This window comes from Streptomyces sp. NPDC051664, from assembly GCF_044453545.1.
Taxonomy (GTDB): Bacteria; Actinomycetota; Actinomycetes; order Streptomycetales; family Streptomycetaceae; genus Streptomyces.
Window position 1 is genome coordinate 198,504 of sequence record NZ_JBITCU010000002.1, and the last position, 12,795, is coordinate 211,298.

A 12,795-nucleotide genomic window follows, 5' to 3' on the forward strand; every position below is an offset into this window, starting at 1 on the left:
GTACCCGCAGTACCGCTGTGCAGCAACACCCGCACCACCGAGCAGTACCCGCACATCCACTCTGCATGAACAGTTCGTCTCGGGCCGTCCCCCGGGTCGTGCAGCCAAGCAGTCATCCCAAATCCCGCATTTCGAGTCTCCATCGCGGGTGTCCCTGTGAACCTTGGGAGTCAGGCATCATGACCCAGCAGTCAGTGGAGCCCAGGACCATCGCGGAGGAGGCGGGCCCCGGCTCGCGCATCCCCGCCGGCAGATCCTGGCTCGACAGGTACTTTCACATATCCGAGCGTGGATCCACCGTCGCGCGCGAAGTGCGCGGCGGCGTCACGACCTTCATGGCCATGGCGTACATCCTGCTGCTCAATCCGCTCATCCTCGGCGGGAAGGACGTCGAAGGACATCTGCTCAGCCAGCCGGGACTGATCACCGCCACCGCGCTCGCCGCGGCCGCGACCACCCTGCTGATGGGCCTCGTCGGCAAGGTGCCGCTGGCGCTCGCCGCCGGTCTCAGCGTCTCCGGCGTACTCGCGTCGCAGGTCGCCCCCGCCATGACCTGGCCGCAGGCCATGGGCATGTGCGTGATGTACGGCCTGGTGATCTGCCTCCTGGTGGTCACCGGCCTGCGTGAGCTGATCATGAACGCGATCCCGCTTCCGCTGAAGCACGGCATCACCATGGGCATCGGGCTCTTCATCGCCCTGATCGGCCTGTACAAGGCCGGGTTCGTCGGCAAGGGCTCGCCGACCGGACCGCCCGTCACCCTCGGCATCAACGGCGAGCTCGCCGGCTGGCCCGTCCTGATCTTCTGCGTCACCCTCCTGATGATCTTCATGCTGCAGGCCCGCGCCGTACCCGGCGCGATCCTGATCGGCATCGTCGTCGGCACCGTGATCGCGGTCGTCGTCCACAAGGCGGCCGGTCTCGACGCCAAGGCATGGAACATGTCGCCGCCGGAACTGGGCGGCAGCGCGGTCTCCGCCCCGGACTTCTCCCTCTTCGGGAAGGTCGAATTCGGCGGCTGGGGCGACGTCGGCGCGATGACCGTCGGCTTCATCGTCTTCACCCTGGTGCTGGCCGGCTTCTTCGACGCGATGGCCACCATCATCGGTGTCGGTACGGAGGCCGAGCTGGCCGACGAGAAGGGCCGGATGCCGGGCCTGTCCAAGGCGCTGTTCATCGACGGCGCAGGCGGTGCGATCGGCGGTGTCGCGGGCGGCTCCGGCCAGACCGTGTTCGTCGAGTCGGCGACCGGCGTCGGCGAAGGCGCACGGACCGGTCTCGCCTCGGTGGTCACCGGCCTGTTCTTCGCGGCCTGCCTCTTCTTCACCCCGCTCACCGCGATCGTGCCGCCCCAGGTCGCCTCCGCGGCCCTGGTCGTCATCGGCGCGATGATGATGCAGAACGCCAAGCACGTCGACTGGAGCGACCGCGCGATCGCCGTCCCGGTCTTCCTCACCGTCGTGCTGATGCCGTTCACGTACAGCATCACCCCGGGCGTCGCCGCCGGTGTGATCTCCTATGTCGCGATCAAGGTGGCACAGGGCAAGATCCGTGAGATCGGCGGTTTCATGTGGGGTCTGACGGCGATCTTCGTCGTCTACTTCGCTCTGCATCCGATCGAAAGCTGGCTGGGCGTCAACTGACCCCCGCCCCTGAACACCACGCTTTAAGGAGACACGCCATGCTGGACATCGCCGAAGAGCTCCATAGGTGGGTCGGGCAGGGACGCGAATTCGCCGTCGCCACCGTCGTGGAGGTCGGCGGGAGCGCGCCCCGGCAGCCGGGAGCCGCCCTCGCCGTCGACCGCGACGGCACGGCGATCGGATCGGTCTCCGGCGGGTGTGTGGAGGGCGCGGTGTACGAGCTGTGCCAACAGGCCCTCGACGACGGCACCACCGTACGGGAGCGGTTCGGCTACAGCGACGAGGACGCCTTCGCCGTGGGTCTGACCTGCGGCGGTGTCATCGACATCCTGGTGACACCGGTCCGTGCGGACGACCCCGCACGCCCGGTGTTCGCCGCCGCGCTCACCGCCGCGGCGACAGGGGAGGCGGCGGCGGTCGTACGGATCACGGACGGGCCTGCCGAACTCCTCGGCCGCCCCCTCCTCGTCCGTCCCGACGGTTCGTACGAGGGCGGCCTCGGCGGGCATCCGGAGCTGGACCGCACCGCGGCGGCCGAGGCCCGCGCGATGCTGGACGCGGGCCGGACCGGCCCCCTCACGATCGGCGCCGAGGGATCGCGCTGCGGCCGGCCGCTCGGGCTGCTCGTCGAGTCGAGCGTCCCACCGCCCCGGATGATCGTCTTCGGGGCCATCGACTTCGCCGCCGCCCTGGTCCGGGTCGGCAAACTCCTCGGGTACCACGTCACCGTGTGCGACGCCCGGCCGGTCTTCGCGACCAAGGCCCGCTTCCCGGACGCCGACGAGGTGGTGGTCGACTGGCCGCACCGCTATCTGGCGGCCACCGTCGTGGATGCGCGCACGGCCCTGTGCGTGCTGACCCACGACGCGAAATTCGACGTCCCGCTGCTGGAGACCGCGTTGAAGCTGCGAGTTGCGTACGTCGGGGCGATGGGCTCGCGCCGCACCCATCTGGAGCGCAACGAGCGGCTCCGCGCGGTCGGCGTCACCGAACTCGAACTGGCCGGGCTGCACTCGCCGATCGGTCTCGATCTCGGCGCACGCACCCCGGAGGAGACCGCCCTGTCGATCGCCGCCGAGATCGTCGCCGAGCGGCGCGGCGGCAGCGGAGTCCCACTCGCCGGCGCGCACACCCCGATCCATCACGAAAGCGGGCAGCCGGTGACCGGACGGATCTCTTCGGTGGCCTGACCGGCTCTCGGGCTGCGACCCGGAATCCGGCGCGGGCGTGCGTGCTCACCGGAACGCGGCGCGACGCCGCCGAGTGAGCATGAGCCGTCGCTCGCCTGCCGGGTGAAACCGGCCTGAAAGAGGCGCAGTTGAGGGGGTGTCCGCCGGGACTCCGGAAAGGGCGGGATGCCGCCACGGCGGCATCCCGCCAGCCATGGACGCAGACGCGGGTGCGGATTTGCCGGTAGATCAACCCCCATGACATTCACACCCTCCTCCGCTTCCGGCCGGGCGAGACCCGTGCGTGCGGGACGCCGGGCCCTGCTCATAGCGACCTCCGTCGCTCTCGTGAGTGGCGCTCTGCTTCCCGCGGCAGGTGTCGCTTCGGCGCAGGCCGCCCCCGAGGCCACCGGACACTCCCGGACCCCCGTCCATCAGTACGACATCACCCTGCTCACGGGCGACGTCGTCCACTACGTGGACGGCGTCGGCAAGCAGGACACCGTCACGGTGGACCGGCCCGACGGTGCGGTCGGTGGTGTGCATGTGCAGCAGGCGGGAGACGACGTCTACGTCCTGCCCGACGAGGCGACCCCCCTGCTGGCAGCCGGGAAGCTGGACCGTCGGCTGTTCAATGTCACGGCCCTCGCCAAGATGGGCTACGACGACAAGAGGGCCGGTGGCATCCCGCTGATCGCCACCTACTCGGCGAGCCGGTCCCGTTCGCTGCCCGCCACTCCCAGTGGTGCCAAGACGGTCCGCCGGCTCGACAGCATCCACGGCGCCGCGCTGAAGGCCGACAAGGACACCGCCCGTTCCTTCTGGAACGACATCGCGCGTCCGTCCGACGCCCGTTCGCTGGACGACGGCATCGCCAAGCTGTGGCTCGACGGCCGCGCGAAGGCCACGCTCAAGGACTCCGTGCCGCAGGTCAACGCCCCGCAGGCGTGGGCCGAGGGATATGACGGCAAGGGCACCAAGGTCGCCGTCCTCGACACCGGCATCGACCCGACCCATCCGGACGTCAAGGACCGCATTCTCGAGTCCAAGAGCTTCGTTCCCGGTGAGGAGGTCCTCGACAAGAACGGTCACGGCACGCACGTCGCCTCCACCATCGCGGGCTCCGGTGCCGCGTCGGACGGTGTCAACAAGGGGGTCGCCCCGGGCGCGGACCTGATCATCGGAAAGGTCCTCAGCAACGGGGGCTCCGGCGAGGACTCGGGGATCATCGCCGCGATGGAGTGGGCGAAGGCCGAAGGCGCCGACGTCGTCTCCATGAGCCTCGGCTCCAGCATCCCGGACGACGGCACCGACCCGATGTCGCAGGCGGTCGACGCCCTCTCGGCGGACGGTGGCCCGCTGTTCGTGATCGCCGCCGGGAACGCGTACGGCGCGGGCACCATCGGTTCGCCCGGTTCGGCCGAGAAGGCGCTGACCGTCGCTGCCGTCGACAAGCAGGACACCCGCGCGGACTTCTCGTCCATGGGTCCGCTCACCAGGTCGTACGGCCTGAAGCCCGACCTGTCCGCCCCCGGTGTCGACATCAACGCCGCGGCCTCGCAGGCGGTCCCGGGCATCAGCGGCATGTACCAGCAGATGTCCGGTACGTCGATGGCCACCCCGCACGTCGCCGGCGCCGCGGCGATCCTGAAGCAGCGTCACCCCGACTGGTCCGGTCAGCGCATCAAGGACGCGCTGATGACCTCGTCGAAGCGGCTGCCCGACTACACGCCGTACGAGCAGGGAACCGGCCGGCTCGACGTCAAGGCGGCGGTCGACACGACGGTCGAGGCCACCGGCTCCGTCGCCGTCGCCTCGTACGACTGGCCGCACAGCGCCTCCGACGCGGTCGCCGAGCGGACGATCACGTACCGCAACACCGGTACGCAGGACGTCACCCTGGACCTGGCCACCGACACGGACTCGGCCGCGTACACGCTCTCCGCGTCGAAGCTGACCGTCCTCGCCGGTTCCACCGCCGACGCCGTCCTCTCGCTCGACCCGTCGAAGGTCGCGGCCGGCACCACGTTCTCCGGCCAGGTCGTCGCGAAGGACGCGTCCGGCGCGACAGTCGCGCACACCGGCTTCGCACTGAACAAGGAGCAGGAGCTCTACGACGTCACGTTCAAACTCCGCGACCGCGCGGGCAAGCCGATGGACGGCTATGTCGTCCTCGGCGAGCTGAGCGACCCGTATCTCAACCTCATCCCGGTGTCCGGCGACACCACGCTTCGGCTGCCCCCGGGCACCTACACCTCCTGGGCCTCCGTCGACGTCGACGGTGACCGCCCGGACTCGAAGGCCGTCGCCTTCCTCGCGGAGCCCGAGACGGTCCTCGACAAGCCGACCACCGTCACCCTGGACGCGTCCAAGGCCCACAAGATCAGTGTGCGGACGCCGAAGGAGACCGAGACCCGGCAGCTGCGCTACGACATGGCACGCACCACGCCGGACGGTACGGTCCTGCGCGACGCGTACCAGATCCCGGTGGCGTACGACCAGCTGTGGGCAAGCCCCACGAAGAAGGTCACCCAGGGCAGCTTCAGCTTCCTGACCCGCTGGCGCCAGGGCGAGAAGCAGATCGACCTGTCGGTCGACGGCCGTGATGTGCCGGTCACCGTGCAGGGCGGTTCGCCCGTCGCCGAGGACAGCAGCCAGAAGCTGGCCGCAGTGTTCGCGGGCAACGGTGCCGCGGCCGACTACAAGGGTCTGGACGCCAGGGGCAAGGCTGTCGTGGTCCGCCGCAGCGACGCGGTTGCCGCGGCCGACCGGCTCGCCAACGCGCTCGCCGCGGGCGCCAAGGCGCTCTTCGTCGTCAACGACGGACGCGGCGTCGCGATGGAGTGGTACACCGAGTACGGCACCACGACCACCATCCCGGTCGCCTCGGTGCAGCAACTGGCCGGCGAGACCCTGATCAAGGCGGTCACGCGGGGCGAGAAGCTCTCCATGACCCAGCGCAGGTTCGCCCGGTACATGTACGACCTGGTCGACCGCCACAACGGCAGCGTCCCGGACCGCTCGCTGGCGTTCGCCCCGAGGACCGGTGAGCTGGCGAAGGTGGAGAACACCTTCTACGGCCACAAGGCCACGCTCGGCGGGGGCTACCGCTACGACATTCCGGACTACGGGCCGGGCCTCGGCTTCGCGGAGTACGAGAAGTTCCCCGGCACCCGCGACGAGTGGGTCACCCCGCTTCCCGGCGCCTCCTTCTGGTACGAGGACCACTCGGTCTTCAACGCCACGGAGACCGGATTCGCGCACGAGATGCGCAGCGGCGACATGGACTACACGGCGGGTCGTACCTACCCCGCCGACTGGTTCGCGCCGATCAGCCGCCCGCGTCTGGGCACCGGCTACTGGGGTCCGTTCCGTTCCGTCACCAACGACATGCAGTTCAACTTCACCCCGTGGACGGACTCGGGCGCGGGCCACTCGGGCTCCATGCCGGAGGACGAGTACGACACCACCACCACCGCGTTCTACCAGGGCGACACGCTGATCCGGAAGGTCGCCGGCCGGGCCGGATACATCGGGGACCTGTCGGCGGAGAAGCTGCCGTACCGCTTCGTCCTCGACTCCACCCGCGACGGTGACGTGTGGAAGACCTCCACCCGCACGCACACCGAGTGGAGCTTCGTCTCCGGCCAGATGGACCAGAACGGTCCCTGGCAGGCCGACCTCCCGCTGCTGCAGCTGGACTACAAGGTCGACACCGACCTCGCCGGTGACGTCGAGGCCGGCCGGTGGACCGAGATCGGTCTCTCCTCCGGCACGCAGGAGTGGCTGGACGGTGGGGTGAAGGCCAGGAAGGCCTCGCTGTCGGTCAGCTACGACGACGGCAGGACCTGGAGCGCCACGGAGCTGCGCAAGACCTCCGAGGGCAACTGGACCGCCCGGTTCAAGACGCCCAAGAAGGCCGGCGGCTTCGTCTCGGTCAAGGCGCACAGCGAGGCCGGGAACGGGCTCGGCATCGACCAGGAGATCATCCGGGCGTTCGGTCTGAAGTGACCTCGGCCGAAGTGGCCCGCTGAGCACGCTGCTTGAGGCGGCTCCGCACTCCCGACCGGGGAGCGGAGCCGCCTCTTCGCGTTCCGGAGGGACGGTGCGGTGGATGGAGCGGTGGTAGGCGACGCGGGAACATCAGCGTCGGTCCCGGCTGAAGGCGAACGCCGTACAGAGCAGCACCGGAGCCGCCGCGAGCGTGAAACACACCGCGAGCGGCAGCCGGCCCACCAGCAGACCGACCGCGGCCGTACCGCCGGAAGACCCAGCATTGAGCGCGGTGTTGACCCAGGCGCCGGCCTGCGTACGGCTGCCCGCGCCGACGGACTCGTCCGCGATCAGATACGCGGTGGTGATGGCCGGCGCGACGAACAGCCCGGCTGCGGCGACCACGGCCACCAGGAAGTACACGTTCGGCGACACCCCGGCCGCCACCGAGGACACCCCGAGGGCCGTGCCAAGTACCGTCAGCCGTACCCGACTTGACATGCGCCACGAGATGGCACCGTACGCCAGACCGCCGACCGCGCTCCCCGCGGAGAGCGCCGCGAGCACCCAGGACACCGAGGCACCCTGATGACGCTCTTCGGTGAAGGCCACCAGGAGCAGGTCGAGGGCGCCCAGGCACAGGCCCACGCCGGCCGAGACCACGGCGGCGTGACGCAGCCCGACGTTGCCGAGCAGCCGTTTCCCGGACGGTCCGGAAGGCGGCAGGGGCGTCGCCCCGGACGGGTGGCCGACCGTACCGCGCAGCGCCGGGGACGACACCAGCGCCGACGCGCCGACGAGTACGAGCGCGGCGCTGACGGCCACACCGGCCGCCGGCTCGGCGAACCTCACCAGCAGACCCACCAGCAACGGCCCGGTGACGTACAGCAGCTCCTCGGCCACCCCGTCCAGGCTGTACGCGCGCTGCAGCAGTTCGCGGTCGGGCACGAGGCTGCTCCACACGGTCCGCATCACGGGCCCGAGCGGTGGGGTGCAGGCGCCGGCCGTGACGGACAGCGCCCCCAACCGGAGCCCCGAGGCGCCGGGCTGCCAGGTGGCGTACGCCAGGGCGGAAAGGAGCAGTGCATAGGCGGCCCCCATGGGCGGCAGCGCCCGGCGTGGCCCGTACCGGTCGATCAACGCGGCACGGACGGGCGAGAGAAAGACACTGGTCGCGCCGAACAGCGCCATGACGGCGCCCGCCACGGAGTACGAGCCGGTGGCATCCTTGACCGCCAGCATCAGGGCGAGGGAGACCATTCCGTACGAGAGCCGTCCCAGCAGTGCGGCGCCGAAGGTGCGGCAGGCATGACGGGTGCGCAGGACGGTTGCGTACGAGGGAGCGTGCGAAGGCGAAAGCATGAGGACTGTTCCTCGGGAAGGCAGCGCGGAGTCACGCGCTGTGCGTGTACAGGGACGCCGGAGTGCCGCACCCGGTGTGGCGGGGTGCGGTCGGTGCGGGGTCCTAGGCACGGGGGAGGAACATGCGTGCAACGTAGCAGGCGACCGGTCGGTGCGGACACCCCGTAGAAGGTGTCCGCCGGTGCCTTCAGGAGGTCGGTCCGCCCGCCGACCTGTCCAGGATCTTCTCGGTGGTCCGCCACAGCCGGGGCAGGAACCGGCCCACATCCTGGGCACGGCGGAGAAGATCGTCCGTGGACGTGATGCCGAGATCGGCGACCGCCGCCCGGAAGGCCGGGGTGCACGCGGCGTGCAGCTCCGGGGCGTCGGCGGCCAGGATGCTGTGACAGCGGGCGAACGTGGCGACGATCCGGAAGACCGCCGCACGGTGGTCGCCCCGGCCGATGAGCGACCGGCTCCCGTCGACGGCGATCGGCCGTGCTTGCGCGGTGATGTCGCTGCTGAAGAAGAACGGCGTCCTGGCCACCCGGGCGGTGGTGTCGAAGGTGGCGGCCAGCTCGTCCGGATGGTGCCGTACGACGGGGGCGGACAGCCGCGCGCAGCCCAGGAGTTGCGGCAGCTCGGGGTGGAGATGGTCGTGCCCGTACGCGGCGAGAACCTCGCGGGCCGCGACGTAGCGCAGGTGCACGGTGGGGTTGCGCAGCGCGGCGACCAGCAGGACGTGGGTGGTCACCCCGGTCGGGAACAGCCGGTCGGTCGAGTGTCCGGGCAGGCCGCCGCGGACTCTGCGCCTGCGCGCCGGACGGAGGGTTGCCGGGCCGCAGCCGCTGTCGGGAGCAGAGGCCAGGTGCCCGACAGAACAGATGTGTCGGGCACCTGACGGTCCATCTGGTGTCCTCCCCGGACGGCATCCGGCGCACCGTCCCGTCATGGAAGCCGTTCAGAGGCTGCGTTCCGGCACGCAGGGTCAGCGCCCCGCGTTCAGCGCCGCCCAGGTGTTGCTGCTCACGATCCCGGTGACCGCCAGCCCCTGGCGGGTCTGGTAGGTGCGCACTGCCGTCGCCGTGACGGGACCGAAGGTTCCGACGGTGTCCACGGTCGTGCCGAGCGCCGCGGTCAGCGATCGCTGGAGCCGCTTCACATCGGCGCCCGAGTCGCCCTGCCGCAGCGTCGGCGTGGAGCCGGCCGACAGCAGCGCGGTCCAGGTCTTCGGGCCGACGATGCCGCCCGCGGGCAGCCCGTGGGTCGTCTGGTACGCCTTCACCGCACTCAGCGTGGCCGCGCCGAAGCTCCCGTCCGCGGCGCCCGCGGCGAAGCCCTGTGTGTTCAGCAACTGCTGCATCGCCGTGACCTGGGCGCCCGACGCTCCGCTCTGCAGGGGCGAGTACGAGGCGAAGCCCAGACCGTCGCTGCTGCCGCTCCCGTTGCTGCTGCTTCCGCTGCTTCCGCTGCTCCCGCTGCTCGCACTGCTCCCCTCGCTCCCACCGGCGCTGCTCCCGCTACCGCCGCTTCCGCTGGTGCTGCTCCCGCTGATGCTGTCGCCCTCGACGAAGCCCATGTAGCGGTTCCAGTCCCAGTACCGTCCCGGGTCGGTGTGGTCGGTGCCCGGCGCCTCGCTGTGCCCGATGATGTGCGCCCGGTCCTTCGGGATCCCGTACTTGTCGCACAGCGACCTGGTCAGTGCGGCCGAGGCGCGGTACATCGTGTCCGTGAACCAGGACGGGTCGTCGATGTACCCCTCGTGCTCGATGCCGAGCGCCGATGAGTTGGCCTGCTTCGCGTGGTACGCGGTGTCGCTGTCGCGCACCGTCTGGGTGATCTGCCCGTCGGAGGAGCGGACCACGTAATGGGCGCTCACCTCGGCCGTCGGGTCCTGGAACCACTTGATGGAGCCCGCGTACGAGCCCTGCGTGACATGGATGATCACCTTGTCGATCGTTGCCGTCCGGCCGACGGTGAAGTTGTGCGCGTCGGCCGGGACCCACAGTGCCGACGGGTAAGGGGTGATCGGGGCGCGTCCGGCGGTGGCGGAGAGGGCACCCTTCTCCGGCGCGACGGGGCGTGCGGTGACCGAGATCTGCTCGCCACCGGGGACGGTGGCAGCGAACCCGTGTGCCAGGAACGCGTAGACGGTGTCGGCGTAGCGGGCGGCGGCGCGGCCGGTCGTGCCGCTGTACTGCGCGACGGCCGGGTACCAGGCGTCGATGTCGTCGCGTTCGTCGCCGTCCAGGCCCAGCCGGTCCGCGTACGAACGCAGCACGGCCGCACCGCCCAGGATGTTGGCCGCGGCCTCCCGCCGCAGCCGGGACAGCGGCTCGCCGGTGATGGCGGCCGCCTTCTCCAGCGACCGGTTCGCGGGGTTGCTCGCCAGGTGCATCACGCCGTACCCGTTCGCCTGACTGGGTTGCCCGGTGTGGCCGTCGAGATGGGTCTCGCCGTAGCCGACGGCGGCGAGCAGATCACGCGGTACGTCGAACCTTCCGGCCGCCTGCACGAACGCCTGGTTCATGGTGTGTCGGCCGTCGGCGGGTGTAGCCGGAAGGTGTGCGGCCGTTGCGGCGGCGGCCGGTGTGCCGGTCGCGCTCAGTGCGGTGACGGCGAGGGCCGCGAGGACGGATGCGCGGCGCCCGGTGTGGGCTGCGGCTCGTCTGGGCATACCTGCTCCTGCTCTGTGGGGGGAGAGAAGAACGAACGGCCCCCGGACCCTGGTGGGGTGGGCCGGGGGCCACGAAGCCCGGCCAAGGTATTCATGTGTCCAGGGCATGACAATGATCTTCAGGCGTGTCGAACTCCCTTTCACTCCAATGGGGTTGGCCGACAGGTCGGGACCCTTCCGCCCGGAGCTGTGGATTCGTACACCTGGACGGTCAGCCACCGCACGAGGGACAGCGGACCGGACACTTCACCGCGAAGGCGTATAAAGGGTCCCCCCGGAACCGGCCGGCGTCCCCCGATGGCACGTGCACCTCGCGCGGCAGGCGTCACCGTGTACGACAACGGAGGAGTGCCCTCATGAGCACAGCAGAAGAGATCAGATCCTTGCTGGTGTCGAACTTCGGCACCGATCCCCTGGCGATCGGGCCCGAGGTGCCGCTCCATCAGCTCCGCCTGGACTCACTGGCTCTGGAGGAGCTGCGGCTCCTGATCGAGGACCGGATGGGGGTCGATCTGGACGATGTCCAGCTGACCTCGCGGGACACCTATGGTCGGCTGGTCGAGACGATCCACGGCAAGGTGGCCGCGTGACAACGCGCCCGGCCACCGAGAGCTTGGTGGCCCGCCCGGTCACCGGGAGCCGGGTGGCCCGTCCGGTCGGTGAGACCTCGGTGGCCCGGCCGGCCGGCGAGAGCCCGGTGTCCCGTCCGGTTGCCGTGCGTCGGATCCCGCCGCAGCGTCCGGAGCCGTTCAGTGCCGCCGTCACCGGAATCGGTCTGGTCACCTCCGCCGGCGTGGGCGCCGACGCCACCTGGCGCACCGTCTCCGAGGCGGTCACCGCGCCCTCCGTCCTGCGGCGGCACGAACTCACCGACCTGCCCTGCGACTTCATGTACACGATCACCGGCCTCGATACGAAGGCCGTCCTCGGTGTCGCCACGCACCGGCTGATGGACCGCTTCTCGCAGCTCGCCGTCATCGCGGCCCGCGAAGCCGTCGCCGACGCCGGGCTCGACCCCTCGGTCTGGGAGAGCGGACGGGTCGCTGTAGTCATCGGCTCCGCACACGGCGGACTGCCCTTCTACGACGAGCAGCACGCCACTCTCGCCGGGCGCGGTGCGCGCCGCGTCTCCCCGAAGCTCGCCCCGCTGACGGTCGTCAACGGCGCCGCCAGCAGCGTCGCCACGGACCTCGGTGCCTGCGGCCCGAGCCAGGCCGTCTCCACCGCCTGCTCCTCCGGCACCGTCGCGATCGGCACCGCCCACCAGATGCTGCGCACCGGCGCCTGCGACATCGTCATCGCGGGCGGCGCCGAATCGGTCTGCTCCCGGCTGCTGATCGCCAGCGCCTGCCAGCTGAAGGCCGTCTCCACCCGCCGTGACGACCCCGAGGCGGCATGCCGCCCGTTCGACACCCACCGCGACGGCTTCGTCGTCGGCGAGGGCGCCGGCCTTCTGGTGCTCGAGCGCCCGGAACACGCCCGCGCCCGCGGCGCCACGGTCCGAGCCCGCATCGCCGGATACGGGGCGTCCAGCGACGCGTACTCCGCGGTCGCCCCCGACCCTGAAGGGCTCGGCATCGAACGGGCGCTGCGCACCGCCCTCGCCGACGCCGGGGTCGACGGCGCGGACGTCGGCCATGTCAACGCCCACGGCACCTCGACGGTGGCCAACGACCTCATCGAGGGCACGATGCTCCGCCGGGTCCTCGGCGACCATCCCCTCGTCACCTCGACCAAGGCGATGACCGGACACACCCTCGGCGCCGCGGGCGGCATCGAAACGGCACTGACCGTGCTCGCGCTCCAGTGCCAACTCGTGCCGCCCACGGTCAATCTCGACGCGCCCGACCCGGCGATCCCCATCGACGTGGTCAGCAAGCAGGCCCGGCCGGGCGTGTTCGACGTCGCCGTCAAGACCTCGCTCGGCTTCGGCGGCCACAACGCCGCACTCGTCCTCACCAGGGCCTGACGC

General features: G+C 70.7%; 8 protein-coding genes. 5 read left to right on the top strand and 3 right to left on the bottom strand.

Annotated features, from left to right (window positions below):
• Positions 1–179: 179 nt before the first annotated feature.
• From ACIA8E_RS04185 to ACIA8E_RS04195, 3 genes are all read left to right on the top strand, one after another.
• Entirely contained in the window at positions 180–1,643 is a 1,464-nt protein-coding gene (locus ACIA8E_RS04185) for an NCS2 family permease (protein WP_399294255.1), read from the top strand.
• A gap of 38 nt (positions 1,644–1,681) precedes the next feature.
• On the top strand, positions 1,682–2,833 hold the full coding sequence (locus ACIA8E_RS04190) for an XdhC family protein (RefSeq protein ID WP_399294258.1): 1,152 nt from the start codon (positions 1,682–1,684) through the stop codon (positions 2,831–2,833).
• 237 nt (positions 2,834–3,070) lie between these two features.
• On the top strand, positions 3,071–6,823 hold the full coding sequence (locus tag ACIA8E_RS04195) for a S8 family peptidase (RefSeq protein ID WP_399294260.1): 3,753 nt from the start codon (positions 3,071–3,073) through the stop codon (positions 6,821–6,823).
• Between the two features lie 132 nt (positions 6,824–6,955).
• Here ACIA8E_RS04195 and ACIA8E_RS04200 read toward each other — a convergent pair whose 3' ends face one another.
• The 3 genes from ACIA8E_RS04200 to ACIA8E_RS04210 form a co-directional block, all read right to left on the bottom strand.
• On the bottom strand, positions 6,956–8,167 hold the full coding sequence (locus ACIA8E_RS04200) for an MFS transporter (protein ID WP_399294263.1): 1,212 nt from the start codon (positions 8,165–8,167) through the stop codon (positions 6,956–6,958).
• Positions 8,168–8,354: 187 nt separating this feature from the next.
• Entirely contained in the window at positions 8,355–8,900 is a 546-nt protein-coding gene (locus tag ACIA8E_RS04205) for a hypothetical protein (protein WP_399294266.1), read from the bottom strand.
• Between the two features lie 234 nt (positions 8,901–9,134).
• Positions 9,135–10,823 (bottom strand): N-acetylmuramoyl-L-alanine amidase, encoded by a 1,689-nt coding sequence (locus ACIA8E_RS04210; protein ID WP_399294269.1) that lies wholly within the window; start codon positions 10,821–10,823, stop codon positions 9,135–9,137.
• Between the two features lie 356 nt (positions 10,824–11,179).
• Between ACIA8E_RS04210 and ACIA8E_RS04215 the strand changes: the two genes are divergently transcribed.
• Both ACIA8E_RS04215 and ACIA8E_RS04220 read left to right on the top strand, forming a co-directional pair.
• The gene (locus ACIA8E_RS04215) at positions 11,180–11,413 is read left to right on the top strand and encodes an acyl carrier protein (RefSeq protein ID WP_399294272.1); all 234 of its coding nucleotides are present in this window, start codon (positions 11,180–11,182) and stop codon (positions 11,411–11,413) included.
• Positions 11,414–11,538: 125 nt separating this feature from the next.
• Positions 11,539–12,792, top strand: a complete 1,254-nt coding sequence (locus ACIA8E_RS04220; RefSeq protein ID WP_399295048.1) for a beta-ketoacyl-[acyl-carrier-protein] synthase family protein — start codon at positions 11,539–11,541, stop codon at positions 12,790–12,792.
• The last annotated feature ends 3 nt before the right edge of the window (positions 12,793–12,795 follow it).

Excerpts from the sequence above, each read along its gene's own strand:
- ACIA8E_RS04185 (WP_399294255.1), top strand. The coding sequence starts at position 180 with ATGACCCAGCAGTCAGTGGAGCCCAGGACCATCGCGGAGGAGGCGGGC.
- ACIA8E_RS04190 (WP_399294258.1), top strand. The coding sequence starts at position 1,682 with ATGCTGGACATCGCCGAAGAGCTCCATAGGTGGGTCGGGCAGGGACGC.
- ACIA8E_RS04195 (WP_399294260.1), top strand. The coding sequence starts at position 3,071 with ATGACATTCACACCCTCCTCCGCTTCCGGCCGGGCGAGACCCGTGCGT.
- ACIA8E_RS04200 (WP_399294263.1), bottom strand. The coding sequence starts at position 8,167 with ATGCTTTCGCCTTCGCACGCTCCCTCGTACGCAACCGTCCTGCGCACC.
- ACIA8E_RS04210 (WP_399294269.1), bottom strand. The coding sequence starts at position 10,823 with ATGCCCAGACGAGCCGCAGCCCACACCGGGCGCCGCGCATCCGTCCTC.
- ACIA8E_RS04215 (WP_399294272.1), top strand. The coding sequence starts at position 11,180 with ATGAGCACAGCAGAAGAGATCAGATCCTTGCTGGTGTCGAACTTCGGC.